Source organism: Streptomyces sp. R-07 (genome assembly GCF_049913175.1).
GTDB lineage: Bacteria > Actinomycetota > Actinomycetes > Streptomycetales > Streptomycetaceae > Streptomyces.
The window spans coordinates 5,514,783-5,539,618 of sequence record NZ_CP183978.1; the positions used below are offsets into that span (position 1 = coordinate 5,514,783).

Sequence of the window (24,836 nt, forward strand, 5' to 3'; positions counted from 1 at the left end):
ACGGGTCAGGCGTCCCGCGCGGGCGCCTGGCGGCGGGGGTCAGGAGTACCGCGCCGGCGCTTGGCGGCGGGGGTCAGGCAGCGTCCCGCGCGGGCGCTTGGCGGCGGCGGGGGTCAGGCGTCCCGCTTCTTCAGCACCAGATAGCCGCCGAGGAGCGAGACCACCACCCAGATCAGCATGATCCCGAGGCCGCCCCAGGGGCCGTACGGCGCCTTCTCCGAGCCCATCGCGTCCGGCACCACCTGCATGATCTTGGAGCCGGCCTGGTCGGGGAAGTACTTGGCGACCTCCTTGGCCTTGGGCACCGCCGAGAGGATCTGCGAGATCAGGAAGAAGAACGGCACCAGGATGCCCAGCGACAGCATCGAGGACCGCAGCATCGTCGCCACGCCCATCGAGAAGATCGCGATCAGCCCCATGTAGAGGCCACCGCCGACCACCGCGCGCAGCACGTTGTCCGCGACGAGGGTGGTGCGGTGCTCGCCGAGCAGCGCCTGGCCGAGGAAGAAGGAGAGGAAGCTGGTCGCCAGGCCCACGACCAGGGCGAGGACGCCGGCCACCGCGATCTTCGAGAAGATGAAGGTGGCGCGCTGCGGGACCGCCGCGAGCGAGGTGCGGATCATGCCCGAGGAGTACTCGGTGCCGACCACCAGGACACCGAAGACCACCATGGCCAGCTGGCCGAGGATCATCCCGGAGAAGCTGGCGAACGTCGGGTCGAAGGTGGCCCGCTCCACGTCGCTGAGATCGTCGAAGGTCGACTTGAACAGGGCGCACAGCGCCGCGCTCATCGCCACCGTGACGAACAGGGCGCTCGCCAGCGTCCAGACGGTCGACGACACCGTCCGGATCTTGGTCCACTCGGACTGCAGGACCGCGGTTGCCGCTGCCATCGTTCAGGCTCCCTCGGAGGTCGTGCCCCAGTGGGGGCCGGGCGCCGAGGCGCCGCCGTGTACGTCGGTGCCGTGCGCGTGGTACTCCACCACGCCGGCCGTCATCTGCATGAACGCTTCTTCGAGGGAGGCGCGCTGCGCGCTCAGCTCGTGCAGCACCAGACCGTTCTCCGCCGCCAGTTCGCCCAGCTTCTCCGTCGTCGCCCCGTCCACCTCAAGGGTCCCGTTGCCCGCCTCGACCACGACGAATCCGTTCGTGTGGAGCACGTCCCGCAGCCGTTCCTGCTGCGGAGAGCGCATCCGTACATAACTCCGGGAATTCTGCTGGATGAAATCCGCCATCGAGGTGTCGGCCAGCAGTTTCCCCTGCCCGATCACGATCAGATGATCGGCCGTCAGCGCCATTTCACTCATGAGGTGGCTGGAAACGAAGATCGTCCGGCCCTCGGCCGCCAAGGCCTTCATCAGATTGCGGATCCAGTGAATTCCCTCGGGGTCCAGACCATTGACGGGCTCGTCGAACATCAGGATCTCGGGATCACCGAGGAGCGCCGACGCGATGCCGAGCCGCTGCCCCATGCCGAGGGAGAAACCCTTCGACTTCTTCTTCGCGACCGCCGTCAGACCCACCAGGTCCAGCACCTCGCCCACCCGGCTCGCCGGGATGCGATTGGACTGCGCCAGACACAGCAGGTTGTTGTACGCGGAGCGGCCGCCGTGCATCGCCTTGGCGTCGAGCAGCGCCCCGATGTACTTCAGCGGCTCGGCCAGGTCCCGGTAGTGCTTGCCGTCGATCCGGACCGTCCCGCTCGTCGGGTTGTCCAGGTCGAGCATCATCCGCATCGTCGTCGACTTGCCCGCCCCGTTCGGCCCGAGGAAGCCGGTGACCACGCCAGGACGCACCTGGAAGGAGAGGTGGTCGACCGCGGTCGTCGTCCCGTAGCGCTTGGTCAGGTCCTCCAGCTCGATCATGCGTCCCAACCTACGGGCGCGCAAAACCCCCCGCCACCGGAATGACGGGGGGTGCGTCGAACTTGTTACCGCGACTGCTGGGCCGGGACGCCGGCCGCGCGCTCGTCGTCGATCGGGGAGCCGGCCGCCGCCACCGCGGCACCCGTCAGCGTCGCCAGCATCTCGCGGACGTTGGTCAGCTGCGCGTTGATCGAGTCGCGGCGGTTCGTCAGCGCCGCGAGCTCGCGCTCCGATTCCGAACGGATCCGGTCGGCCTTGGCGTTCGCGTCGGCCACGATGTCCTCGGCCTGGCGCTGCGCGGTCTCCACCGTCTGACGGGCCCGGCGCTCCGCGTCCGTCCGCAGCTTCTCCGCCTCCAGGCGGAGCTGCTCGGCGCGGTGCTCGATCTCCGCGAGGCGCTTCTCGGCCTTCGCCTGGCGCGAGGCCAGGTCCCGCTCCGACTGCTCGCGGCGCTTCGCCAGGTTCGTCTCGAAGTCCGCGGCGGCCTGGGCGGCCTTGGCGCGGGTCTCCTCGAAGAGGGCGTCCGCCTCCTCGCGCTTCGACTGCGCGTCCTTCTGCGCCTCGGCGCGCAGCGAGTTGGCCTCGCCCTGCGCCTTCTCGACGATCCGGACGCCCTCGTCCTCGGCCTTCGTCTTGCGCTCGGCCGCGAACGACTCCGCGTCGTTGCGCACCTGCTGGGCGGCCGACTCGGCCAGCTCGCGGTGCTGCTCGGCGGCGCGACGGGCCTCCTCACGCAGGTCCTTCGCCTCCTCCTCGGCCAGCCGGAGGATCTTCTCGACCCGGGCGCCGAGCCCCGCGTACGACGGCTCGGCGTCGGTGACCTGCGCCTGGGCGTTCTGCGTCTCGAGGTGGAGCTCCTCGATGCGCTTCTCCAGGGAGGTGATGCGGGACAGGGCGCTGTCGCGGTCGGACACGAGCTTGGTAATGCGGTCGTCCACCTGACCGCGGTCGTAACCGCGCCGCACGAGCTCGAAGCCGAAGGGGGAGGATGTGTCGCTCATGGGTTTCCTGTCGAATGAGACCGGTGAGGTGTTAGAGGGAATCCTAGGGGCCGAAGCGGCGTGTCATCGAGCGTATGCCCGTTTGATCTGGAGAATGTCCAGCCTTTTGAGTGGCTAGCCGTCCTGGGCCTTGCCACCCGTACGAGTGGACCCCGACGACGCACCCGCCTTGACCCCGTCCTTTCCGGCGGACGGCGTCTCGAAAGACTCCAACGCCTCCAGGACGTCCTGGACACGGGAGATCTCGGCATTGATGTCCTTGCGGCGGCGCGTCAGCACCTCCAGCTCGCGCTGACCCTCCGCGACGGTCTTCTCGGCCTCGGCCGCGGCCTCCGCCCGGATCCGCTCGGCCTCCGCCTTGATGCCCTCGGCCTCCGCGACGAGCGAGGCCTTCTTCTGCTCGGCCTCCTTGAGGAGCGCCTCCGCCTTGCGCACCGCGGCGATGCGGACCTTGCTCGCCTCCGAACTCGCCTCGGAGAGCATCTCCTTCGCCTTCTCCTCGGCCTCGGCGCGCTGCTCCGTCGCGGCCTTCACCAGGTTGTCGACCCGCTCGCCCGCCGTCTTCATCTGCTCGGCGCTCTCGCGGCGCGCCCGCTCGTGCAGTTCCTCGATCTCGCCCTCGATGCGGCCCCGCAGCTCCTCGGCCCGCTCCCTTATGGCCGTCGCGTCGCTGCGCGCCCCGACCAGGAGCTCGTCCGCGTCCGTACGGGCCTTCTCCACCAGCGAGTTGCCCTCGACGGTCGACTCGGCGACGATCCGCTCGGCCTCCTTGCGGGCCGCGCCGACCATCGTGTCGGCCTGCGTCTCGGCCTCGGTGGTGGCGCGCAGCGCCTCCTCCTGGGCCTTGGCGACGAGCTGGTCGGCCTGCTCGGCGGCGTCCGAACGCTTCCGGGCCGCGGCCTCCCGGGCCTCGTCGAGGGTGCGGTCCGCCGCCTCGCGGGCCTCCGCGCGCATCTGCTCGGCCGCGGCTTCGGCGTCCGCCTTCACCCGCTCCGACTCGGTACGGATCCGCTCGGCGTCCCGCAGGGCCTCGGCGATCGCCTCGGCGCCCTCGGCGCGCAGCCGTTCGGCCTCCTCCGAGGCGGCGCCGACGGTCCGGCCCGCCTCGGCGCGGGCGTCCGCGCCGACCGAATCGGCCAGCTCGGCCGCCTCGTTCACGATCCGCTCGGCCTCGGCGGTGGCCTCGCCGACGAGGGCGTCGGCCTGCTCGGCGGCGTCCGCGCGGCGCTTGTCGGCGGCCTTGCGGGCCTCGTCCAGGATCTGGTCGGCGTCGGCGAGCGCGGCGTTCCGCAGGGCCTGGGCGTGCGCCTCGCCGTCGGCCTTGACCTGCTCGGCCTCCGCGCGCAGCCGCTGGGAGTCCCGCTCGGTCGTCTCGCGCAGTTCGGCGGCCTCGGCCGCGATCCGCTCGGCCTCGGCGGTGGCCTCGCCGATGAGGGTGTCGGCCTGCTCGGCGGCGTCCGCGCGGCGCTTGTCGGCGGCCTTGCGGGCCTCGTCGAGGACCTGCTCGCCCTCGGCGCGGGCCTCGGCCCGCAGCGCCTCCGCCTGCGCCTCGCCCTCGGCCTTGACCTGCTCGGCCTCGGTCCGCAGGCGCTGGGCCTCCTGCTCGGTCGTCTCCATGAGCTCGACCGCCTCGGCGGTGAGCCGCTCGGCCTCGGCGGTGGCCTCGCCGATGAGGGTGTCGGCCTGCTCGGCGGCGTCCGTGCGGCGCTTGTCGGCGGCCTTGCGGGCCTCGTCGAGGACCTGCTCGCCCTCGGCGAGCGCCGCGTCGCGCAGCGCCTCCGCGTGCGCCTCGCCGTCCGCCTTGACCTGCTCGGCGGCGGCGCGCAGTTCGGCGGCCTCCGCCGCGATCCGCGCGGCCTCCGTCGTGGCCTCGCCGATGAGGGTGTCGGCCTGCTCGGCCGCGTCCGCACGCCGCTTGTCCGCGGCCTTGCGGGCCTCGTCCAGGATCTGCTCCGCCTCGGCCCCGATCCGGTCCGCCTCGGCCCGTGCCTCGCCGACCGTCGTCTCGGCGCGCTCGGCGGCCTCCGAACGGATCCGGTTCGCGTCCTCCCGGGCGTCCGCGCGGGTGCGGGCCGCGTCCTGCTCGGCCGAGGCGAGCGAGTCCGTCGCCTCCGTCCGTACCCGCTGCGCGTACTCGGCGGTGTCCGTCCGCAGCTTCTCCGCCTCGGCGAGCGCGTCCGTGACCGTCCGCTCCGCCAGCGCCTTCGCGGCCTCCGACTCCTCCTGGGCACGCGCCCGCGTGCGGACGGCGTCCTCGGACGCCCGCTCCCGCTCCTCGTACGCGTCGGCGCGGACCCGGTCCGCCTCCTCCTGCGCCTCGGTGCGCGTCCGCTCGGCCGCGTGCTCGGCGGCGCTGCGCAGCCCGGCGATCTCCTCCTCGGCCTGCTCGCGCAGCCCGGCCACCGAGTCCCGCACCTCCTGGGCGGTCTGCTCGGCCGCGGTGACCATCTCGGTCGCCCGCGTGTCCGCCTCCTCGACCAGGCGCTGCGCCTCGGTCTGCGCGTCCTCGACGCGCTTGCGGGCGGCGGCGAGGAGCTCCTCCGACTGCTCCCGGGCGTGCTCGCGCTCCCGGCCGGCCTCGGAGCGGGCCGATTCGAGGGTCTCCTCGGCCTCCCGGCGGCGCCGGACGGCCTCCTCCTGCGCGGCGGCGAGGGCTTCGGCGGCCTCGGCGGCCACCCGCTCGGCGGCGGCGGCGGCCTCGGCCCGCACCCGGTCGGCGGTCTCCTGGGCCTCCGACCGCAGGCGCTCGGCCTCCTCGGACGCCTCCCTGCGGAGCCGTACGGCAGCCGACTCGGCCTCGGTACGGGCGGTGGACGCGTCCGACGCGGCCTCGGCCCGCAGCCGCTCGGCCTCCTGCTCGGCCTGTTCCTGGAGGGTACGGATCCGCTCGGCGGCCTCGGTCCGCTGCCGCTCGGTCTCCTCGGCGGCCTCGCGCCGGATCCGCTCGCCCTCGGTCCGCGCGTCGGAGAGCTCCTCGCCGGCGGCCGCGACCTTCGCCTCGGCGTCGTTGTGCAGCCGGGTCAGCTCCTCGGCGGCCTCCGCGCGGCGCGCCTCGGCGGCCCGCTCGGCGTCCGCGCGCAGCCCGGCGGCGGCCGCCTCGGCCGCGTCCTTGACCGCCTCGGCCTGCTCCTCGGCCTCGGCGCGCAGCCGCTCGGCCTCGGCGCGGGTGCGCTCCAGGGTCTCCTCGGCCTGGGTGCGGAGCGTCTGGGCGCGCTCCATCGCCTCCGACTTGACCCGCTCGCTCTCTGCGCCGGCCTTGGTGCGCTGCTCCTCGGCGTCCGTACGGGCCTTGGTGAGGAGCTCCTCGGCGGTCTTCGCCGCCTCCTCGATCTGCTGGAGGGCCTCGCGGCGGGCCTCGCCGCGGATCCGCTCGCCCTCGTCGATGGCCTCGGCGCGCAGCTGTTCGGCCTCGCCGCGCAGCCGGCGCGCCTCCTCCTGGAGCTCGACGGTCTTGGCGCGGTACTCCTTGGTGTCGTCCTTCGCCGAGCCGAGCAGCTCGTCGGCCTGCTCGCCGGCCTCGGCGCGCAGCCGGTCCGCCTCGGTCTCGGCCTCGCGGCGGACCCGCTCGGCCTCCTCGGAGGCCTTGCGGGTGGTCTCGCGTGCGTCCTCGGAGGCCTTGGTGAGGATCTCCTCGGCGTTGCGGGCGGCCTTGGCGAGCGCGGCGGCGGAGTCCTCGGCGGCGGCCCTGACGGCCTTCTCGGAGGCTTCCGTGACGAGCTTCTCCGCCTCGGCGGTCGCCTCGCGGAGCTTCTCCTCGGCCTCGGCCTTCAGCGCCTCGGCCTCCTTGGTGGCCTCGCCGACGAGCCGGGCGATCTCCGTCTTGGCGGTGCGGGTGCGCTGCTCGTTGACCGACTCGGCGGAGGCGAGCTGCTTGGCGGCGGAGTCCTTGGCCTCGGTGAGGGCCTTGTCGGCCTCGGCGCGGGCGAGCCGCAGCTTCTCCTCGGCCTCCTGCAGGCGCTGCTCGGCGGCGCGGGAGAGCTCGGTGGCCTGGCGGCGGGCCTGGTCGGTCTCGGCGGCGGTGGTGGAGCGGAGCTGCTCGGCGTGGCTGGTGGCCTCCTGAGCCTGGCTGGAGGCGGCGCCGATGAGCCGCTCGGCGTCCTTGCGGGCGCGCAGCAGAATCGCTTCGGCCTCGGCACGGGCGGCCTCGGCCTCGGTGCCGACGCGGCGGCTGGTCTCCTCGGTGAGCCGGGTGGCCTCGGCGCGGGCGGTGGCGAGCGCCTGCTCGGCCTCCGCGCGGGACTCCTCCAGCAGCCGGCGGGCCTGGGACTCCGTGCGGGCGCGCAGCTGTTCGGCCCAGGCGACGTTCTCGTTGACGTGCGCCTCGACGGTCTGGCGGCGCTCGTTGAGCTCCTGGTCGAGCTGCTGGCGGCGCTGGACGGCCTCGTTGTGCAGCTCGGCCTGGAGCCGGGCCTGGTGCTCGGCGTGCTCCTGGAGGATGCGCTGGGTCTGGGCGCGGGCCTCGCGCAGTTCGCGCTCGGCGTCCTGGCGGAGCTGCTCGGCCTGGGCCTGCGCGTTCCGCAGCAGTTGCTCGGCCTGGTAGCCGATGTCGGCGCTGTCGTAAGCGGGCCGGGACGCGATGGTGCGGCGCGCCTCGTGGAGCTTGGCGCGCAAGACCTCGACCTGGTAGCCCAGGTCCTCGGCATGCTGGACGGCCTTCTCGCGTTCGGTCTTCAGCCGGTCCATCTCGGCTTCGAACCTGGCGAGATGGTCGTCTTCAGCTCGGTGGCTCTCCTGGCGTTCGTAGCCCCGCACTGCGCGGTCCCATCCTTCCCCGAGCTCTTCGAGCAGGGGATACCCCAACCCTGGTCGCAACTCCAAAGAGCACGCCCTCACGGCCGAGGACGGACCCCCGGGGAATCGTGGCAGATCGGACGACCCCGACATCCCGACTTCGGTGCCGCACGGAACGGCCCCGACCGGCCCCGGCCCGGAGCCGCCCACTCTACCGGGCCAGGAATCCGGAGGTCAGTGCTCCGCTGAGGAGTGGTCAGCGGACGGCTTGGCCGAGGTGACCAGTTCCGTGAGGACGCCGTGGCAGTCCTTGGGGTGGAGGAAGGTGATCCGGGAGCCCATGGAGCCGATCCGCGGCTCGTCGTAGAGGACCCGGACGCCCTTGCCGCGGATGTCCGCCGCGTCCCCGTCGACGTCCGCCGTGCCGAAGGCGATGTGGTGCACGCCCTCGCCGTTCTTGGCGAGCCACTTGCCCACCGCGGAGTCCTCGCGGGTCGGCTCGAGGAGCTGGAGGTAGGAGGCCCCGCCGTCAGAGGTGTCGTTGATCTTGAGCATGGCCTCGCGGACGCCCTGCTCCTCGTTGACCTCGGAGTGGAAGACCTCGAAACCGTACGTCGCACGGTAGAACTCGACAGTCTTGTCCAGGTCGAAACAGGCGATCCCGATGTGGTCGATACGCGTCAGCATGCCTCCAGTGCAGCGCCGGAAAGGTGGTTACGCAACGTGCGCGCCGTCACACCGGCCGGACGATGACCTGACACGACGCCCCTCAGTACATTGGCGGTAAACCCTCGTTCACTCCTCATCCCAAGGGGCCGTGCCTCATGTCTGGAACGACCGGTACCACCTCAGTGATCGTCGCGGGCGCCCGCACGCCCATGGGTCGCCTGCTCGGCTCGCTCAAGTCCTTCTCGGGCGCCGACCTGGGCGGCTTCGCCATCAAGGCGGCCCTCGACCGGGCCGGCATCGGCGGCGACCAGGTGCAGTACGTGATCATGGGCCAGGTGCTCCAGGCGGGCGCCGGGCAGATCCCCGCCCGTCAGGCCGCCGTCAAGGCCGGCATCCCGATGAACGTCCCCGCGCTCACCATCAACAAGGTGTGTCTGTCGGGTCTCGACGCCATCGCGCTCGCCGACCAGCTGATCCGCGCCGGCGAGTTCGACGTGGTCGTCGCCGGCGGCCAGGAGTCCATGACGAACGCCCCGCACCTGCTGCCGAAGTCCCGCGAGGGCTTCAAGTACGGCGCCATCGAGATGCTCGACGCCATGGCGTACGACGGTCTCACCGACGCCTTCGAGAACATCGCCATGGGCGAGTCCACGGAGAAGCACAACACCCGGCTGGGCATCAAGCGCCCCGAGCAGGACGAGATCGCCGCCCTCTCGCACCAGCGCGCCGCCGCCGCCCAGAAGAACGGCATCTTCGAGGCCGAGATCACCCCGGTCGAGATCCCGCAGCGCAAGGGCGAGCCGGTCGTCTTCTCCAAGGACGAGGGCATCCGCGCGGAGACCACCGCCGAGTCCCTCGGCAAGCTCCGCCCCGCCTTCGCCAAGGACGGCACCATCACCGCCGGCACCTCATCGCAGATCTCCGACGGCGCCGCCGCCGTCGTGGTGATGAGCAAGGCCAAGGCCGAGGAGCTGGGCCTGGAGTGGATCGCCGAGATCGGCGCCCACGGCAACGTCGCGGGCCCGGACAACTCGCTCCAGTCGCAGCCGTCCAACGCGATCCTGCACGCCCTCAAGAAGGAGGGCCTGACCGTCGACGACCTCGACCTGATCGAGATCAACGAGGCCTTCGCCGCGGTCGCCGTCCAGTCAATGAAGGACCTCGGCGTTACCCCCGAGAAGGTGAACGTCAACGGCGGCGCGATCGCCCTCGGCCACCCCATCGGCATGTCCGGCGCCCGTGTCGTCCTGCACCTCGCCCTGGAGCTCAAGCGGCGCGGCGGCGGCATCGGCGCGGCGGCCCTCTGCGGCGGTGGCGGCCAGGGCGACGCGCTGATCGTCCGCGTGTCCGGCAAGTAAGCACCTACCCGAGGAGCAGCGCAGATGGTGGACGTCCCCGAACTCGTCGCCCAGGCACGAGAGGGCAGGCCGCGGGCCGTGGCCCGGCTGATCTCGCTCGTGGAGGGGGCGTCCCCGCAGCTGCGGGAGGTGATGGCGGCGCTGGCGCCGCTCACCGGCGGCGCGTACGTGGTGGGCCTGACCGGCTCGCCGGGCGTGGGCAAGTCCACGTCGACGTCCGCGCTGGTCTCCGCGTACCGGCGGGCGGGCAAGCGGGTCGGCGTCCTCGCCGTCGACCCGTCCTCCCCGTTCAGCGGCGGGGCGCTGCTCGGTGACCGGGTCCGGATGTCGGAGCACGCCTCGGACCCGGGCGTCTACATCCGCTCCATGGCCACTCGCGGCCATCTGGGCGGTCTCGCCTGGTCGGCTCCGCAGGCCATCCGCGTCCTGGACGCGGCCGGCTGCGAGGTGATCCTGGTGGAGACCGTCGGTGTCGGGCAGTCGGAGGTGGAGATCGCCTCCCAGGCCGACACCTCGGTGGTGCTGCTCGCACCGGGCATGGGCGACGGGATCCAGGCCGCGAAGGCGGGCATCCTGGAGATCGGCGACGTGTACGTGGTGAACAAGGCCGACCGGGACGGCGCGGACGCGACCGCCCGCGAGCTCAACCACATGCTGGGCCTCGGCGAGGCGCGGGGCGCGGGCGACTGGCGGCCGCCGATCGTGAAGACGGTCGCGGCGCGCGGCGAGGGCATCGACGAGGTCGTGGAGGCCCTGGAGAAGCACCGCGCCTGGATGGAGGAGCACGGGGTCCTGGCGGAGCGCCGCCGGGCCCGTGCGGCGCGCGAGGTGGAGACCATCGCGGTCACGGCCCTGCGCGAGCGCATCGGCGACCTGCACGGCGACCGGCGTCTGGACGCCCTCGCCGAGCGGATCGTGGCGGGCGGCCTGGATCCGTACGCGGCCTCCGACGAGCTGGTCGCGAGCCTGACCGGAAACTGATCCCCGGTACGTACGCGAAGGGCCTCTCCGGTGACCGGAGAGGCCCTTCGCGTCTTTGTCAGGTCACGGCTTGCCGCGGCGGCCGCGGAGCTGCTCGGCGACCGGCTTCAGGGACTCGTGGAGGTCGCCCAGGGCCTCGCCGCCGATCTGGTCGATGAAGTGCTTGCGCACCGACTCGACGTGGTGCGGGGCGACCTTGCGCATGGTCTCCATGCCGTCGTCGGTCAGGACGGCGTAGAGGCCGCGTCGGTCGGACTCGCAGTTCTCGCGGCGTACGAGGCCCGCGTTCTCCATGCGGGTGATCTGGTGGGAGAGTCGGCTCTTCGACTGGAGGGTGGCCGCGGCGAGGTCGCTCATGCGCAGCCGGCGCTCCGGTGACTCCGAGAGGTTCACCAGGATCTCGTAGTCGTTCATCGTCAGGCCGAAGGGCTGGAGGTCCCGCTCCAGCTGGTACGTCAGCATTCTCTGGACGTCCAGGAACGTGCGCCAGGCGCACTGCTCGCCGTCGGTGAGCCAGGGGGTGGCCGTCTCGGTCTCCATATATGGATTCTACCTAAGAAGTTGAATACTTGACGAAGTCGGGGGGTGTGACGCCGGGCACCACGCTTCGGGCGCCCCGGGGTCCGGCACCGGCGCAGACGTTCGAGGACGTCACACTCCGCAGACTACCGGCTACAGGCCGAAGCGACGCTGGAGGTCGCCGAGCTGGCCGGGAAGGCGCGGTACCGAGCCCAGCGGTCCCTGGCCGGAACCCGGTGCCCCGTGCCCGCCCGGAACACCCGCCTGCGCCGGCGGCCCGCCGATCGCCCGCTCCGCCATCAGCAGCTCCGTCGACTGGAGCAGCACCGTGCCCGCCCCGACGAACTCGAACTGGTGCTCCTCGCCCGAGGTCCCGCCGATGCCCGTCAGCGCGCGCACGCCGCCCATCACGCCCGTCATGTAGCCGTGGTCGTAATGGTGACAGGGCGAGGGGCAGTCCGCCCAGCCCACCAGCGCCTGCGGGTCCACCCGCATCGGCGGCTCCATGAAGACCACCGGCCCGTTCGACGCGGCCACGAACTTGCCCGTGCCGATCAGCGTCACGAAACCCGGCACGATCGACTGCTTCAGCGCCAGCGTCGGCTGGTAGGCCAGCAGGTTCCCGGAGCGGATCGTCAGATTGCCCTCGTCCAGGTCGTACGAGTTCACGTCGAAGGCCCGGTCCGCGAGCAGCATCTTCCCGCTGCCCTCGGCCACCACCCAGTCGCTCGCGTGCAGCGGCGAGTGGAAGGACGTCCGGACCAGCCGGTCGAGCCGCCCGTGCCCGATGCCGTTGAACTCGATCCGCCCGTAGTAGGCGATCATCTTCCCCTTCTGCAGGAACCACTGGGAGCCCTTGAGCTCCACGCAGAAGGTGTACGGATTGACGTTGTCGTCCGACGGCAGGGAGTGCGGGTCGTGGATGACAGGGGTGCTCACAGCTTCTCCTCCGAGGCCTGGACGTACACCGCGCCGCTGCCGCTCAGCTCCAGCTGGAACGCCTCGCCCGAGCCGCGCCCCACCATGTCGCGCCAGCCGAGCGCGGTGGAGAGCTTGTTCCGCACGTCGCCGTGGTGCGCCACGTACGCCTGCGGGTCCACGTGCACCGGGCGGTCCGGGGTGATCGGCAGCTGGATGACACCGCCGTGCGCCATGACCGCCACCGAGCCGTGGCCCTTCAGGGTCGTGGTGAAGAGGCCCTGGCCGGTCACCTGGCCGCGGACCATGCCCATGACCCCGCCCTGCGAGCCCATGAACATCGTGCCCTGCTCCAGGGTCCCGTCGAAGGCGAGCAGCCGGTCCGCCTCGACGTACAGGGTGTCGCCCGTGAGTGCGATCACCTGGATGTGGTGGCCGCCGTGCCCGAACATCACCGTGCCGTTGCCCTCGACGGTCATCAGCGGGGTCGCCTCGCCGGCCACCCGGCGGCCGATCATCGACATCAGGCCGCCCTGGCCGCCCGCCATGTTCGGCGTGAAACTGACGTCGCCGCGGTACGCGAGCATCGCGCCGCGCTGGCTGAACATCCGCTGCCCGGGGATGACGGTCGCCTCGACCATCTTCGAGTTGATCTCGCGGAACGGCATCAGACGTCGCCCCCGATCGTGTTCCGCTCGCTCGGCTGGACGTACACGAGCCCGTCCCCCTCGAAGCGGATCTGGAAGGCCTCGCCGCCGCCCTCGCCCATGAGGGTGCGGAAGGTCACCCCGGACTGGAAGTGCTGCTGGAGGTTGCCCTGGTGGGCGATGTACGCGCCGGGGTCGACCTGGAGCGGGTACTGCGGGGTCACCCGCAGCACCACCGCCGGGCCGTCCGACATGATCGCCGCCTGGCCGGTGCCCTCGACCGTCGTGGTGAAGAGGCCGTTGCCCGTCGCGCCACCGCGCAGCCCGGTGAAGGTGGTGCCGGTGCGCAGCCCCGCGTCGGTGCAGAGCAGATTGCTGGCCTCCACCCACAGCTTGTCGCCGTGCAGGGAGACGAGATTGATCTCGGAGGCCCGGTCGGCGAACCAGCAGGTCCCCTGGCCGCGCACCTCCATCACCTCCATCTGCTCACCCGTGAGCCGGCGGGTCACCATGCCGCGCAGGCCCTCACCACCGCCACTCATCTTCTTGAACGCCATCTGGCCGTCGTAGGCGACCATCGAGCCGTTCTTCGCCTTGACGGCGTCGCCTGTCATGGAGACGGCGAGCACCTTGCTGCCTTGGAGTCGGAACGTTGCCACCCGAGGAAGGTACTGGGCCCCCGGTCAAAGAGACAGCAAAGTCGGCGTGCACAATGGACGGGCCCTTGTGCATCCGTTCACAAGATCGAACGAAGGTGACCCCCTCCGTGGACATCAAGACCGCTTCCTCCCTCCACCGGCTCCGGCTCGTCTCCGCGCCGGAAGCCGTATCGTTCCTGCTCCTGCTCGTCTGCTCGGTGCTCAAGCGGACGACGGACTTCAACGCGGTGCCGGTCATGGGTGCGATCCACGGGATCCTCTTCGTCCTCTACGTCCTCTTCTGGCTGGACGCCTGGAACCGCACCAAGTGGAGCTTCGGGACCGCCGCCCTGTACTTCGTCCTCTCGGTGCTGCCCCTGGGCGGCTTCTATGCCGAGCGGAAGCTGAAGCGTGAGGCCGAGGACGCGGTCATCGCCTCCCGCGCCCGCGCGGAGAGCGCGGTGCAGGCATGATCGTCGCCTTTTCCGTGACCCCGCTGGGTGTCGGGGAGGAGGTCGGTGAGTACGTCGCCGACGCGGTCCGGGTCGTCCGCGAGTCCGGCCTCCCGAACCGCACCGACGCCATGTTCACCTCGATCGAGGGCGAGTGGGACGAGGTGATGGACGTCGTGAAGCGCGCCGTCGCCGCCGTCGAGGCGCGTGCGCCGCGCGTCTCGGTCGTCCTGAAGGCCGACATCCGTCCCGGCGTGACGGACGGCCTGACCGCCAAGGTCGAGACGGTGGAGCGCCACCTCGGCGCCTGACGCCGCCCGCGAGCCCGACGAAGCCCCCGGTCCTGATCCAGGACCGGGGGCTTCTGTCTTCCCTGTGGTTGAGCGGGTGCTCAAAATCGGCTACCTTCCCTCCCGAGGCAGTTTTGAGCAGTCGCTCAAAATGCTGGTCGAACTGGGGGAACACCCATGGGTCTCTACATCGAGACGCGCGTGCGCGCGGACCTGGAGACGCTCTGGGAACGCACGCAGGAACCCGACCGCCACCAGCGGTGGGACCTGCGGTTCACGGAGATCGGATACCTTCCGCGCGCCGAGGGCGAGCCCCAGCACTTCCGCTACGCCACGCGCGTGCTGCCCTTCCTGGTCGTCGCCGGCACCGGTGTCTCCGCTGGGGAGCGCCACCGGGCCGGCGGCGACCGGGTCTCCGCCCTCCGGTTCGCCTCGCCGCACCCGCTCTCGCTCCTCGCCGAGGGCAGCGGCTACTGGCGCTACGTACCGACCCCCGACGGCATCCGCTTCCTCACCGGCTACGACTACCGGGCGCGCTGGGGACGCCTCGGCCGGCTCGCCGACCGGCTCGTCTTCCGGCCCCTGATGGGCTGGGCCACGGCCTGGTCCTTCGACCGGCTGCGGCTCTGGTGCGAGCGGGGCATCACCCCCGAGCGCTCGCGCAACCGCTGGCTGCTCGAACTCCTCGCCCGCGTCCTGCTCGTGGCCGTGCCGTGGACCGCGACCTCGCTGCCGCTGGGGTTCGTGTCGCTCGCCGCCGTGCCGCTCACCGTCCTCGGGCTCGCCGCCGCCGTCCTCGTACCGCCCTCGTCGCGCGTGCCCGCGGCCCGGCGCTGTCTGCGCACCCCGCCCGCCCGCACCCGGGAGCCCCGGCTCCTCGCCACCCTGGAGCCCGCCCGCACCCCGGAGCCCCCGCTCCTCGCCGCCCTGGAGCAGTCGTGACCTCGATCTTCCGCACCGCCATGGGGGACGCCGCGTTCGAGCGCCTGCACCCGGAGCTCCAGCGGCGCTTCTCGGTCGGGCTCGCGAGCGGCGAGCTGTGCGTCGGACACGGCGTCATGGACCGCATCTGGCACGGCCGGGCCTTCGTGAAGCCCTTCCTCGCACTCGGCGGGCTGCGGAACATCCTGCTGCCCCGCACCGGCCACGACGTCCCCTTCACCATCGAGAACGTCCCCTACACCGACTCGTACGGACGCGAGACCGTCACCTTCGTCCGCACCTTCGCCCTGCCCGGCGGCCCTCGGCGCTTCGACGCCACCATGGTCCACAGTCCCGAGCGCGGCTGCGTCCTCGACTACCTCGGCACCCACCAGCACCTCGCCAGCGACCTGCACCTCACCGCCGAACCCGACGGCTCGCTCCTCATCACCTCCGGCGAACACCGCTTCCGCGAAGGACCGCTGGACGTGCGCGTCCCGGAGCTCCTGGGCGGCCGGGCCGAGGTGCGCGAGTGCTTCGACGAGCGCACCGGCCGCTTCCGCATCGACGTCCGGGTCGTGAACCGCCACTTCGGGCCGCTCTTCGGCTACCAGGGGTCGTTCACCGCCACCTACGCCGACGTAGGCTCCCACGGGGTGCGCGCCGGGCTGCGCCCGGTGCGCGAGGAGGTACGGGTGTGAGCGGGCGGACCGCACAGGGCGCGAAGGCGCAGGACGCCCGGAGTCAGGAGACCCGGGAGAAGCTGCTCGACGGCGCCCTGCGCACCCTCGTCGAGCAGGGCATCGCCAAGGCCTCCGCGCGCGCGATCGCGACCACCGCCGGCGTCAACCAGGCCCTGGTCTTCTACCACTTCGGCTCCGTCGACGAACTGCTCTCCGCCGCCTGCCGGCACGGCGCCGAGCTGCGGGTGGCCCGCCACCGGGAGCGGCTCCGCTCCGTCCGCAGCCTCTCCGAACTGCTCGCCTTCGGGCGCGAGATGCACACCGAGGAGCGGGACGCCGGCCATGTCGCCGTCCTCGGACAGCTGCTCGCCGGCGCCCAGACCCACCCCCGGCTCGCCCCGGCCACCGCGGCCGGACTCGACCTGTGGATCGCCGAGATCGAGCAGGTGCTCGTGCGCGTCCTCGCCGGGACCCCGCTCGCCGAGTTCACCGACCCCGCCGGGCTCGCCCGCGCGGTCGCCGCCTCCTTCGTCGGACTCGAACTCTACGAAGGCGTCGACCCGGCGGGCGCGGAGGCCGCGCTCACCGCCCTGGAGCAGCTCGGCGCCCTGATGGCCGCGATCGAGGAGCTGAACCCGGTGGCGCGGAAGGCCGTCACGTACACGCTGCGACGACAGGGCGGCCGCACCCGGTAGCCGGGCCCGGTGGCCGCACCCGGCGCGGCGGTCAGTTCGCCTCCGGCTGCGAGACCGCGATGCCCAGCGGGGTCCGCTCGTACAGCACCTGGTGGCCGTACCGCCGCGAGGTCAGCAGCCCCGCGTCCCGCAGCACCGTCAGATGCGAGGAGACGGACGAGGGCGCCCGGCCCAGGAGATGGGCGAGCGCCGTCGTCCCCATCGGCTCGGCCAGGGCGCACAGCACGTCCGCCCGCACCGGGCCGAGCAGCCGGGCCAGCGCCTCCGGGGTGCGGTCCCCGGCCTCCGACCACAGCCCGCCGATCCCGCGGGCCGGATAGACCACCGTCGGCTGCCACGGCGGATCGAAGCCGCTCACCACATCCGGCCAGGTGAACACCGAGGGCATCAGCACGAGCCCCTGCCCCTCCAGCGGCCGGTCGTGCTCCCCGGGATAGTCCACCCGCAGCGTGGCCGTCTCCGCCGTCCAGTCGAAGGACGGGTGCAGCTCGCCCAGGAGCCGTTCGAGGCCGCCCTCCGCGAGCCGCCGCGAGTGGTACGCCACGTCCGCTTCCAGGAGCGCGCGCAGCCGGGGCCACTCCGGGGCGATCAGCGCCTCCCACGCGGCTTTGAGCAGGTCCGCGAGCCGCAGCACCGCGCCGGCGGGATCCGCGAGCAGCCGCCGGCCCTCCGCGGTGTCCGCCGCCCCCGGCGTCTCCGCGAGCGCCCGCTCGAAGTCGTTCAGGACCAGCGCCGGATCGGTCTCCCGTACGGCCGCGATCTCGTCCTCGAACGCGGCGGCGGGGCCGAGGGGTGGCGGGTAGAGGAAGTCGGGGCTGTGCCCGCGCAGCGGCATGAGCAGCTGCAGCGGCCGGAGGTCGAGCTCCCGCGCGGCGCCCGCGATCCGCCGCATCCACGGCAGGTGGTACCCCTGCTTCGCGGGCCGCGCGAGCACCCGCACCGCGGAATGCGTCTCCCAGAGCGGCGAGATGGCGAAACGGATCCGCAACGGGTCGGCCTCGCCGAAACGCAGGTGGTACGGCACGGGCCCTCCGGGGATGGCTCTGAACATTCGCCTGGAACCGAAAGTCTAGGGCCCGGCCCCCACGCCCGGCAGGCTGCCCCCATGCCCGAGAACGACATCCGGACGCCTCTTTCGGCGCCCGCGCCCGCCCCTGCCCCCGAGTCGAAGGCCAGGCCCGCGACCATCGGAACCGAGGCCGCACCCACGTCCCCCGGCTACCGCGCCGTCTTCGCCGTCCGCGAGTTCCGGTTCGTGTTCGTGGCGCATCTGTTCTCGCTGCTCGGGGTCGTCGTCAGCGAGCTCGCGCTCACGGTGCTCGTCTACGACCTGACCCGCTCCCCGCTCCTCTCCTCCCTCACCTTCGCCCTCGGCTTCCTCCCCTACCTCCTCGGCGGCACCCTCCTCGCCGGCCTCACCGACCGGCTCCCGCCCCGCCGGATCCTCGTCGTCTGCGACCTCCTGTGCGCCGGCTGCGTCGCGCTCATGGTCGTGCCGGCCACCCCCGTCGCCGTCCTGCTCGTCCTGCGCTGCGCCATCGCCGTCGTCTCGCCCGTCTTCAACGGCACCCGCATGGCGACCCTCGCCGACATCCTCGGCGAGGGCGACCTCTTCGTCCTCGGCCGCTCCCTCCTCCGGATCGTGTCGCAGAGCGCCCTCCTCACCGGCTTCGCCGCCGGCGGCGTCCTCCTCACCCTCGTGCCGCCGCGCGGCGCCCTCGCCGTCACCACCACCACGTTCCTCGTCTCCGCGCTGCTGCTGCGCCTCGGTACCGCCCGCCGCCCCGCCCGGGCGTCCGGGGCCGCGGTCAGCGGGCTCTCCGGCACCTGGGCCGTGCTGCGGAACCGGCGGGTGCGCGCCCTGATGGTGATGTTCTGGGTGCCGCCGCTCTTCGCCGTCGTCCCCGAGGCGCTCGCCGCCCCGTACGCCGACGAGATCGGCGTCTCCACCGCCGCCCTCGGCCTCCTGATGTGCGCGCTGCCCTTCGGCACCATCGCGGGCGAGCTCTTCGCCGGATCGTTCCTGTCCGCCGCGACCCGCTCCCGGGTCGTGCTGCCGCTCGCTCTGGTGAGCGTCCTGCCGTACCTGCTGTACGCCCCCGAGCCCGGCGTCGCCCTCGCGGCCGTCGCCCTCTTCCTGGCCGGCGCCACCGGCGCGTACACCCTCGGCCTCGACGCCTGGTTCGTCGCCGCCGTCCCCGAGGAGCAGCGGGGGAGGGCCATGACCCTGATGACCGCGGGCATGATGACCGTCCAGGGGATCGGCATGGCGGGGGCGGGGATCGCCGCCGAGTTCGCCCCGGTGCACGCGGTCGTCGCGGGCACGGGCGTCCTCGGCACGCTGTGCCTGTGCGCCGCCGCCGCCGAGCTGCGGGCGACCGAAAGGCGAGACGGGGCTGACCGGCATATGACCAGTCGGTAAGGTCGACGCGTGCCGAAGCCCCTCAGTCTCCCCTTCGACCCCATCGCCCGAGCCGACGAACTCTGGCAGAAGCGCTGGGGACCGGTCCCCTCGATGGCCGCGATCACCTCGATCATGCGCGCCCACCAGATCCTCCTCGCGGAGGTCGACGCGGTCGTCAAGCCGTACGGGCTGACCTTCGCGCGGTACGAGGCGCTGGTCCTGCTCACCTTCTCCAAGGCGGGCGAGCTGCCGATGTCCAAGATCGGCGAGCGACTGATGGTCCACCCGACCTCGGTGACGAACACGGTGGACCGCCTCGTGAAGTCGGGTCTCGTCGACAAGCGGCCCAACCCCAACGACGGGCGCGGCACCCTCGCCTCCATCACCGAGAAGGGCCGCGAGGTGGTCGAGGCCGCGACCCGCGACCTGATGGAGATGGACTTCGGTCTCGGTGCGTACGACGCCGAGGAGTGCGGGGAGATCTTCGCGATGCTGCGCCCGCTCCGGGTGTCGGCGCACGACTTCGACGAGGGCTGACCCCCCGCGAAGATCGCCCGGAACGTGCCGTTACGCTCGACGGCATGAAATCCAGCGTGCTGACCCGCTACCGCGTCATGGCATACGTGACCGCGGTCATGCTCCTCATCCTGTGCGCGTGCATGGTCGCCAAGTACGGCTTCGGCGTCGGCGAGGACCTGACCTTCGCGGTCTCCCAGCTGCACGGCGTCCTGTACATCATCTACCTCGTCTTCGCCTTCGACCTGGGCTCCAAGGCGAAGTGGCCGTTCGGCAAGCTGCTGTGGGTGCTGGTCTCCGGCACGATTCCGACCGCTGCTTTCTTCGTCGAGCGCAAGGTCGTCGCCGAGACGCTTCCGCTGGTCAGCGGCGCGCGGCCGGAGCCGGTCGAGGCCTGAGCACTCACCCCCCGCACTGATGTGCGGGGGTTTGCCATCGACATTTACTAGGACGTCCTAGTAAATTCGAAGCATGGACGCTGACGCCATCGAGGAAGGCCGCCGTCGCTGGCAGGCCCGTTACGACAAGGCCCGCAAGCGGGACGCCGACTTCACCACGCTCTCCGGCGACGCCGTCGAGCCGGTCTACGGGCCCCGGCCCGGCGACACCTACGAGGGGTTCGAGCGCATCGGCTGGCCCGGTGAGTACCCCTACACCCGGGGACTCCACCCGACCGGCTACCGGGGCCGGACCTGGACCATCCGCCAGTTCGCCGGCTTCGGCAACGCCGAGCAGACCAACGAGCGGTACAAGATGATCCTGGCCGCCGGAGGCGGCGGCCTCTCCGTCGCCTTCGACATGCCGACCCTCATGGGCCGCGACTCCGACGACCCCCGCTCGCTCGGCGAGGTCGGCCACTGCGGTGTCGCCATCGACTCCGCCGCCGACATGGAGGTCCTCTTCAAGGACATCCCGCTCGGCGACGTCACCACCTCCATGACGATCTCCGGGCCCGCCGTCCCGGTCTTCTGCATGTACCTGGTCGCCGCCGAGCGCCAGGGCGTCGACCCGGCCGTGCTCAACGGCACGCTCCAGACCGACATCTTCAAGGAGTACATCGCGCAGAAGGAGTGGCTCTTCGAGCCCGAGCCCCACCTGCGCCTCATCGGCGACCTGATGGAGCACTGCGCGCAGGGCATCCCCGCGTACAAGCCGCTCTCCGTCTCCGGCTACCACATCCGCGAGGCCGGGGCGACGGCCGCGCAGGAGCTCGCGTACACCCTCGCCGACGGATTCGGCTACGTCGAACTCGGCCTCTCCCGCGGCCTCGACGTCGACGTCTTCGCCCCCGGCCTCTCCTTCTTCTTCGACGCGCACCTCGACTTCTTCGAGGAGATCGCCAAGTTCCGCGCCGCCCGCCGGATCTGGGCCCGCTGGATGAAGGAGGTCTACGGCGCCAAGACCGACAAGGCGCAGTGGCTCCGCTTCCACACCCAGACCGCCGGCGTCTCCCTCACCGCCCAGCAGCCGTACAACAACGTCGTGCGGACCGCGGTCGAGGCCCTCTCCGCCGTCCTCGGCGGCACCAACTCCCTCCACACCAACGCCCTCGACGAGACCCTCGCGCTCCCCAGCGAGCAGGCCGCCGAGATCGCGCTCCGCACCCAGCAGGTGCTGATGGAGGAGACCGGCGTCGCCAACGTCGCGGACCCGCTGGGCGGTTCCTGGTACGTCGAGCAGCTCACCGACCGCATCGAGGCCGACGCCGAGAAGATCTTCGACCAGATCAAGGAGCGCGGCCGGCGCGCCCACCCGGACGGGCAGCACCCGATCGGCCCGATCACCTCCGGCATCCTGCGCGGCATCGAGGACGGCTGGTTCACCGGCGAGATCGCCGAGTCCGCCTTCCAGTACCAGCGCTCCCTGGAGAAAGGCGACAAGCGGGTCGTCGGCGTCAACGTCCACCACGGCTCGGTCACCGGCGACCTGGAGATCCTGCGGGTCAGCCACGAGGTCGAGTGGGAGCAGGTCCGCGTCCTCGGCGAGCGCAAGGAGCGCCGTGACGACGCCAAGGTCCGCGCCTCGATCGACGCGATGCTGAAGGCGGCCCGCGACGGCTCGAACATGATCACGCCGATGCTGGAGGCCGTACGGGCCGAGGCCACGCTCGGCGAGATCTGCGACGCGCTGCGCGACGAGTGGGGCGTCTACACGGAGCCCCCGGGCTTCTGATCCCCCGCACACGACAGGGGCGGTACGGGAACTCCCGTACCGCCCCCGCTGTGTTCCCCGCTCAGCCCGTGGCCGCCGCCGCGCCCAGACCACCGAGGAGCAGCGCGGAGAGGCGCGCCGCCCAGGGCTCGTCCACCGCCTCCGCGCTCACCAGGGCGCGGTGCACCACCGCGCCGGCGACCACGTCGAAGATCAGGTCGTCGAGGGCGGCGACCGTGGTCGCGGGGTGCTCCTGGGGGAGTTCGCCGCGCTGCTGCGCCCGCTCGCGGCCCGCGAGGACCAGTCGCTTCTGACGGTCGACGATCGAGGTGCGTATGCGCTCGCGCAGCGGCTCGTCCCGGGTCGACTCGGCCACGACCGCCATCAGGGCCGTCTTCGTCTCGGGCCGTTCGAGGAGGGTCGCGAACTGCAGGACCACGTGCTCGATGTCGGCCTGGAGGGAACCCAGGTCGGGCAGTTCGAGTTCGTCGAAGAGGACGGCGACGGCGTCCACCACGAGCTCGTTCTTGTTGGCCCAGCGGCGGTAGAGGGTCGTCTTCGCAACCCCCGCGCGGCCGGCGACGTCCCCCATCGTGAGCTTGGACCAGCCCAGCTCGACCAGGGCCGCGCGGGTCGCCTCCAGGATGGCCGTGTCGGCCTCGGTGGAGCGGGGGCGCCCGGTGCGGGTGCTGCGGGGCTTGGTACGGCTGCACATGGAAAATGACCATACCCGCCGGTAGGTACCGCGCCAGAGGCCGGTGATGTGAGGCAGTTCACCGTGCGGATCCCGCTCGCTCCCTCCCGCGCGCTCCCTCCCTGGAGTTACGCTACGACCTGTAGCGAAAGGCATTGAGCGGCCTGAGCGACAACCACAGTGCCGGGTGGGGACCCGGCGCGAAACACAAAGGTGTCGGGTGGGGATCCGGCGCCACCGAAGACGAAGAACCGTGTCGTCCACGCGTCTCGCACACCGGCGGGAGATGCGCGGACGGCACGGTTCAGCCATGGCTTACCGGTTACGCGCGCGGAAGGGGGAGGATGTATCCATGCAGCCCCGAAACATGTCCATGAGCGGCGTCGTCGACCTCGCCGCGGTGAAGGCGGCCGGAGAGGCCAAGGCGAAGGCGGAGCAGGTGCGCGCCGAAGCCGCCCGGCAGGGTGGTTCCGCCGCGGTGCCCCCGTCGGCCCTGGTGATCGACGTCGATGAGGCCGGCTTCGAGCGCGATGTGCTCCAGCGCTCCGCCGAGGTTCCGGTCGTCCTCGACTTCTGGGCCGAGTGGTGTGAGCCGTGCAAGCAGCTCGGCCCCCTCCTGGAGCGGCTCGCCGTCGAGTACAACGGCCGCTTCCTGCTCGCGAAGATCGACGTCGACGCCAACCAGATGCTGATGCAGCAGTTCGGCATCCAGGGAATTCCGGCCGTTTTCGCTGTGGTCGCCGGTCAGGCGCTGCCGCTGTTCCAGGGCGCGGTGCCCGAGGCGCAGATCCGGGAGACCCTCGACCAGCTGATCCAGGTCGGCGAGGAGCGCTTCGGTCTCACCGGCATCGCCGTGGACACCGACGCCGACGCCTCGGCCCCCGCCGCGCGGCCGGCCGGCCCGTACGACGCCCTCCTCGAAGCGGCCATGTCCGCGCTCGACGCGGGTGACCTGGCGGGTGCCGTCCAGGCGTACAAGAACGTGCTCGCCGACGACCCGGCCCACCCGGAGGCCAAGCTCGGCCTGGCGCAGGCCGAACTGCTCACCCGGGTACAGGACCTGGACCCCGGCGCCGTCCGCAGGACCGCGGCGGACAACCCGGCCGATGTCACCGCGCAGATCGCCGCCGCCGACCTCGATCTGGTGGGCGGTCACGTGCAGGACGCCTTCGGGCGCCTCGTGGAGACCGTGCGCCGCACGGCGGGCGAGGACCGGAACGCGGCGCGGCTGCGTCTCCTGGAGCTGTTCGAGGTGATCGGCACCGACGACCCGCGCGTGACGGCGGCCCGGCAGGCCCTCGCCCGGGTGCTGTTCTGAGGCTCCTCCTGCCTGGTGCAGGGCGCCGGATCGTTTGACGATTTGGCAGCAGGGTGACAAATCGCGGCCGCGCTTTACCAAAACTTGGTAATCGCGGCCGCTGTTACTTGCAGTAAATCGAACCCGGCGTTCTGTCCGGATTCATACGATGATCTGCCGACATTCCCCACCGCTCGAACGTACCCAGCGTGCCCGTTCGGTACCGCCCCGCCATGGCGTGGTTATCCACCCGTTACTAGCCAGTAACGAACCCCCTTGTGCGGGGGCCCGGAATGGACCACGATCGGCGACGCTCGGTCCGAACCGCACCACCCCGGCAACCAACCGGGATCGCGGCGAGGGTCCCCACCGAGTGGACCGGTGTTCCGGCACCGGTCGCGGACAGGGGGGTTCCCGCTCTCACGAACGGGGCCTGTCCGAAATCAGGTCGCGCTCGAAGGCGTGATCCATGGTTGTCGCTCGGGGGTGATCGCCGGTGATTCGGACGCGCATCGCGCCGCCTGATGCCTCGGCGCTCTCCTTCCCGAGGACGTAGCTCTTCTCCCATCCCAGGGCGGGCCCCCGGGCCCCTCCGGAGATGTACGTCCGAGAAGGAGGAATTCTCATGAAGTCCCAGGTTCGTGGCGGGACCAGATGGAAGCGGTTCGCCGTCGTCATGGTCCCGAGCGTGGCCGCGACGGCCGCGATCGGTGTCGGCCTGGCCCAGGGCGCGCTCGCCGCGTCCTTCAGCATCTCCGGCCAGGAATTCAAGGTTAAGGCCAACAGCCTCGTCGGTACGGACTTCGTCCAGTACGGCAGCGTGGACGCGGGCAAGGACCTCGAGGGCAAGGACTTCGCCGCCCCCGTGGCCGTGTCCGGCTTCTCCGAGGCCTGGATCACGAACATGTGCCAGTCGGTCGTCACGCCGAAGGTGCCGTTCATCGGTGACGTCACCCTCCGCCTGGAGGCCGGCACCGACGCCGTCAAGACCGGCAAGGACGAGGACAAGGTCTACGCGAAGGACATCTACCTCGATGTCTCGGACCTGAAGACCGACGCCGAGTTCAAGAACCTCGACATCGGCGTCGCCGCGGGCGCGCTCGCGAAGCAGCCGGGCAAGCCGGGCATCCAGCCCAACACCAAGGCCAACCCGTACGGCTTCGGCCAGCGTGCCGACCAGGCGACGCTGAACAACGTGCAGCAGAAGGCCTGGGCCACCACGGCCGGCACCTTCAAGCTGCCCGACCTGCACCTGTCGCTGCACCGCGGCACGGACGCCGAGTGCTACTAGGACCGGCCGGTCCCTGAGGACCGATCCGATCCGGAGGGTGGGGCCGTCCCGTGCGGTCCCACCCGCAGGGTTCCTTCAATCTTTCTCAGCAACACCGCTTCCAGGGAGCTGTTCC

The 24,836-nt window shown here is 71.7% G+C and carries 24 protein-coding genes; 13 read left to right on the plus strand and 11 right to left on the minus strand.

The features are described from left to right. Positions 1-113 precede the first annotated feature (113 nt). The 5 genes from ACN9M0_RS25500 to mce all read right to left on the minus strand — a co-directional run bounded on the left by ACN9M0_RS25500 (position 114) and on the right by mce (position 8,284). Complete coding sequence (locus ACN9M0_RS25500; RefSeq protein WP_366036080.1) at positions 114-893, minus strand: ABC transporter permease subunit; 780 nt, start codon at positions 891-893, stop codon at positions 114-116. A 3-nt stretch (positions 894-896) separates the two neighbouring features. Beyond that, a complete protein-coding gene (locus ACN9M0_RS25505; protein WP_366036079.1) occupies positions 897-1,865 on the minus strand; it encodes an ABC transporter ATP-binding protein in 969 nt (322 codons plus the stop codon). 65 nt (positions 1,866-1,930) lie between these two features. Then, positions 1,931-2,866 carry a cellulose-binding protein gene (locus ACN9M0_RS25510; protein ID WP_366036078.1) on the minus strand — a complete coding sequence of 312 codons (936 nt, stop codon included), beginning with the start codon at positions 2,864-2,866 and terminating at the stop codon, positions 1,931-1,933. A gap of 114 nt (positions 2,867-2,980) precedes the next feature. Further along, the gene (scy, locus tag ACN9M0_RS25515; RefSeq protein WP_426404278.1) at positions 2,981-7,618 is read right to left on the minus strand and encodes a polarized growth protein Scy; all 4,638 of its coding nucleotides are present in this window, start codon (positions 7,616-7,618) and stop codon (positions 2,981-2,983) included. Positions 7,619-7,831: 213 nt separating this feature from the next. Beyond that, the gene (gene mce / locus ACN9M0_RS25520; RefSeq protein WP_366036076.1) at positions 7,832-8,284 is read right to left on the minus strand and encodes a methylmalonyl-CoA epimerase; all 453 of its coding nucleotides are present in this window, start codon (positions 8,282-8,284) and stop codon (positions 7,832-7,834) included. Between the two features lie 137 nt (positions 8,285-8,421). Between mce and ACN9M0_RS25525 the strand changes: the two genes are divergently transcribed. Continuing rightward, positions 8,422-9,624, plus strand: coding sequence for an acetyl-CoA C-acetyltransferase (locus tag ACN9M0_RS25525; RefSeq protein ID WP_366036074.1), 1,203 nt, complete (start codon positions 8,422-8,424; stop codon positions 9,622-9,624). Between the two features lie 24 nt (positions 9,625-9,648). After that, positions 9,649-10,605 carry a methylmalonyl Co-A mutase-associated GTPase MeaB gene (meaB, locus tag ACN9M0_RS25530; RefSeq protein ID WP_366036073.1) on the plus strand — a complete coding sequence of 319 codons (957 nt, stop codon included), beginning with the start codon at positions 9,649-9,651 and terminating at the stop codon, positions 10,603-10,605. A gap of 63 nt (positions 10,606-10,668) precedes the next feature. On the opposite strand, the gene ACN9M0_RS25535 is transcribed toward meaB, so the two are convergent. The 4 genes from ACN9M0_RS25535 to ACN9M0_RS25550 all read right to left on the minus strand — a co-directional run bounded on the left by ACN9M0_RS25535 (position 10,669) and on the right by ACN9M0_RS25550 (position 13,348). After that, on the minus strand, positions 10,669-11,145 hold the full coding sequence (locus tag ACN9M0_RS25535) for a MarR family winged helix-turn-helix transcriptional regulator (protein WP_366036072.1): 477 nt from the start codon (positions 11,143-11,145) through the stop codon (positions 10,669-10,671). A gap of 132 nt (positions 11,146-11,277) precedes the next feature. Then, a complete protein-coding gene (locus tag ACN9M0_RS25540; protein WP_366036071.1) occupies positions 11,278-12,063 on the minus strand; it encodes an AIM24 family protein in 786 nt (261 codons plus the stop codon). After that, on the minus strand, positions 12,060-12,710 hold the full coding sequence (locus ACN9M0_RS25545) for an AIM24 family protein (RefSeq protein ID WP_366036070.1): 651 nt from the start codon (positions 12,708-12,710) through the stop codon (positions 12,060-12,062). Before ACN9M0_RS25545 ends, ACN9M0_RS25540 begins: the two co-directional genes overlap by 4 nt. Then, the gene (locus ACN9M0_RS25550; RefSeq protein ID WP_041662875.1) at positions 12,710-13,348 is read right to left on the minus strand and encodes an AIM24 family protein; all 639 of its coding nucleotides are present in this window, start codon (positions 13,346-13,348) and stop codon (positions 12,710-12,712) included. The genes ACN9M0_RS25545 and ACN9M0_RS25550 overlap by 1 nt, the downstream gene beginning before the upstream one ends. 107 nt (positions 13,349-13,455) lie before the next feature. Between ACN9M0_RS25550 and ACN9M0_RS25555 the strand changes: the two genes are divergently transcribed. From ACN9M0_RS25555 to ACN9M0_RS25575, 5 genes are all read left to right on the plus strand, one after another. Continuing rightward, a complete protein-coding gene (locus tag ACN9M0_RS25555) occupies positions 13,456-13,800 on the plus strand; it encodes a DUF3817 domain-containing protein (RefSeq protein ID WP_366036069.1) in 345 nt (114 codons plus the stop codon). Then, positions 13,797-14,090 (plus strand): MTH1187 family thiamine-binding protein, encoded by a 294-nt coding sequence (locus tag ACN9M0_RS25560; RefSeq protein ID WP_043219759.1) that lies wholly within the window; start codon positions 13,797-13,799, stop codon positions 14,088-14,090. Before ACN9M0_RS25555 ends, ACN9M0_RS25560 begins: the two co-directional genes overlap by 4 nt. A gap of 156 nt (positions 14,091-14,246) precedes the next feature. Further along, positions 14,247-15,011, plus strand: a complete 765-nt coding sequence (locus ACN9M0_RS25565) for a hypothetical protein (RefSeq protein ID WP_426404279.1) — start codon at positions 14,247-14,249, stop codon at positions 15,009-15,011. After that, a complete protein-coding gene (locus ACN9M0_RS25570; protein WP_366036067.1) occupies positions 15,008-15,691 on the plus strand; it encodes a DUF4166 domain-containing protein in 684 nt (227 codons plus the stop codon). The genes ACN9M0_RS25565 and ACN9M0_RS25570 overlap by 4 nt, the downstream gene beginning before the upstream one ends. Beyond that, positions 15,688-16,368: a TetR/AcrR family transcriptional regulator gene (locus ACN9M0_RS25575; protein WP_426404280.1), complete on the plus strand. Its 681-nt coding sequence runs from the start codon at positions 15,688-15,690 to the stop codon at positions 16,366-16,368. The genes ACN9M0_RS25570 and ACN9M0_RS25575 overlap by 4 nt, the downstream gene beginning before the upstream one ends. A gap of 31 nt (positions 16,369-16,399) precedes the next feature. Here ACN9M0_RS25575 and ACN9M0_RS25580 read toward each other — a convergent pair whose 3' ends face one another. Further along, positions 16,400-17,392: an ArsR/SmtB family transcription factor gene (locus ACN9M0_RS25580; protein WP_366036065.1), complete on the minus strand. Its 993-nt coding sequence runs from the start codon at positions 17,390-17,392 to the stop codon at positions 16,400-16,402. An 81-nt stretch (positions 17,393-17,473) separates the two neighbouring features. Between ACN9M0_RS25580 and ACN9M0_RS25585 the strand changes: the two genes are divergently transcribed. The 4 genes from ACN9M0_RS25585 to ACN9M0_RS25600 all read left to right on the plus strand — a co-directional run bounded on the left by ACN9M0_RS25585 (position 17,474) and on the right by ACN9M0_RS25600 (position 21,460). Beyond that, positions 17,474-18,790 (plus strand): MFS transporter, encoded by a 1,317-nt coding sequence (locus ACN9M0_RS25585; RefSeq protein ID WP_366036064.1) that lies wholly within the window; start codon positions 17,474-17,476, stop codon positions 18,788-18,790. Between the two features lie 9 nt (positions 18,791-18,799). Further along, positions 18,800-19,309 carry a MarR family winged helix-turn-helix transcriptional regulator gene (locus ACN9M0_RS25590; protein WP_399696056.1) on the plus strand — a complete coding sequence of 170 codons (510 nt, stop codon included), beginning with the start codon at positions 18,800-18,802 and terminating at the stop codon, positions 19,307-19,309. A gap of 44 nt (positions 19,310-19,353) precedes the next feature. Beyond that, the gene (locus tag ACN9M0_RS25595; protein ID WP_366036062.1) at positions 19,354-19,686 is read left to right on the plus strand and encodes a DUF3817 domain-containing protein; all 333 of its coding nucleotides are present in this window, start codon (positions 19,354-19,356) and stop codon (positions 19,684-19,686) included. A gap of 73 nt (positions 19,687-19,759) precedes the next feature. Continuing rightward, on the plus strand, positions 19,760-21,460 hold the full coding sequence (locus ACN9M0_RS25600) for an acyl-CoA mutase large subunit family protein (RefSeq protein ID WP_366036061.1): 1,701 nt from the start codon (positions 19,760-19,762) through the stop codon (positions 21,458-21,460). Between the two features lie 61 nt (positions 21,461-21,521). On the opposite strand, the gene ACN9M0_RS25605 is transcribed toward ACN9M0_RS25600, so the two are convergent. Continuing rightward, positions 21,522-22,154 (minus strand): TetR/AcrR family transcriptional regulator, encoded by a 633-nt coding sequence (locus ACN9M0_RS25605; protein WP_366036060.1) that lies wholly within the window; start codon positions 22,152-22,154, stop codon positions 21,522-21,524. A 331-nt stretch (positions 22,155-22,485) separates the two neighbouring features. On the opposite strand from ACN9M0_RS25605, the gene ACN9M0_RS25610 reads away from it, so the two are divergent. After that, positions 22,486-23,451, plus strand: a complete 966-nt coding sequence (locus ACN9M0_RS25610; RefSeq protein WP_366036059.1) for a tetratricopeptide repeat protein — start codon at positions 22,486-22,488, stop codon at positions 23,449-23,451. Between the two features lie 604 nt (positions 23,452-24,055). Continuing rightward, positions 24,056-24,721 carry a DUF6230 family protein gene (locus tag ACN9M0_RS25615; protein ID WP_366036058.1) on the plus strand — a complete coding sequence of 222 codons (666 nt, stop codon included), beginning with the start codon at positions 24,056-24,058 and terminating at the stop codon, positions 24,719-24,721. The last annotated feature ends 115 nt before the right edge of the window (positions 24,722-24,836 follow it).

What these genes read in the sequence shown, in the direction of transcription:
- ACN9M0_RS25595 (WP_366036062.1), top strand. Translation starts at nt 19,354, where the DNA reads ATGAAATCCAGCGTGCTGACCCGCTACCGCGTCATGGCATACGTGACC.
- ACN9M0_RS25615 (WP_366036058.1), top strand. Translation starts at nt 24,056, where the DNA reads ATGAAGTCCCAGGTTCGTGGCGGGACCAGATGGAAGCGGTTCGCCGTC.
- ACN9M0_RS25560 (WP_043219759.1), top strand. Translation starts at nt 13,797, where the DNA reads ATGATCGTCGCCTTTTCCGTGACCCCGCTGGGTGTCGGGGAGGAGGTC.
- ACN9M0_RS25500 (WP_366036080.1), bottom strand. Translation starts at nt 893, where the DNA reads ATGGCAGCGGCAACCGCGGTCCTGCAGTCCGAGTGGACCAAGATCCGG.
- ACN9M0_RS25585 (WP_366036064.1), top strand. Translation starts at nt 17,474, where the DNA reads ATGCCCGAGAACGACATCCGGACGCCTCTTTCGGCGCCCGCGCCCGCC.
- ACN9M0_RS25545 (WP_366036070.1), bottom strand. Translation starts at nt 12,710, where the DNA reads ATGCCGTTCCGCGAGATCAACTCGAAGATGGTCGAGGCGACCGTCATC.
- ACN9M0_RS25525 (WP_366036074.1), top strand. Translation starts at nt 8,422, where the DNA reads ATGTCTGGAACGACCGGTACCACCTCAGTGATCGTCGCGGGCGCCCGC.
- mce (WP_366036076.1), bottom strand. Translation starts at nt 8,284, where the DNA reads ATGCTGACGCGTATCGACCACATCGGGATCGCCTGTTTCGACCTGGAC.
- ACN9M0_RS25535 (WP_366036072.1), bottom strand. Translation starts at nt 11,145, where the DNA reads ATGGAGACCGAGACGGCCACCCCCTGGCTCACCGACGGCGAGCAGTGC.
- ACN9M0_RS25565 (WP_426404279.1), top strand. Translation starts at nt 14,247, where the DNA reads ATGGGTCTCTACATCGAGACGCGCGTGCGCGCGGACCTGGAGACGCTC.
- ACN9M0_RS25600 (WP_366036061.1), top strand. Translation starts at nt 19,760, where the DNA reads ATGGACGCTGACGCCATCGAGGAAGGCCGCCGTCGCTGGCAGGCCCGT.
- ACN9M0_RS25610 (WP_366036059.1), top strand. Translation starts at nt 22,486, where the DNA reads ATGCAGCCCCGAAACATGTCCATGAGCGGCGTCGTCGACCTCGCCGCG.
- ACN9M0_RS25510 (WP_366036078.1), bottom strand. Translation starts at nt 2,866, where the DNA reads ATGAGCGACACATCCTCCCCCTTCGGCTTCGAGCTCGTGCGGCGCGGT.
- meaB (WP_366036073.1), top strand. Translation starts at nt 9,649, where the DNA reads ATGGTGGACGTCCCCGAACTCGTCGCCCAGGCACGAGAGGGCAGGCCG.
- ACN9M0_RS25605 (WP_366036060.1), bottom strand. Translation starts at nt 22,154, where the DNA reads ATGTGCAGCCGTACCAAGCCCCGCAGCACCCGCACCGGGCGCCCCCGC.
- ACN9M0_RS25505 (WP_366036079.1), bottom strand. Translation starts at nt 1,865, where the DNA reads ATGATCGAGCTGGAGGACCTGACCAAGCGCTACGGGACGACGACCGCG.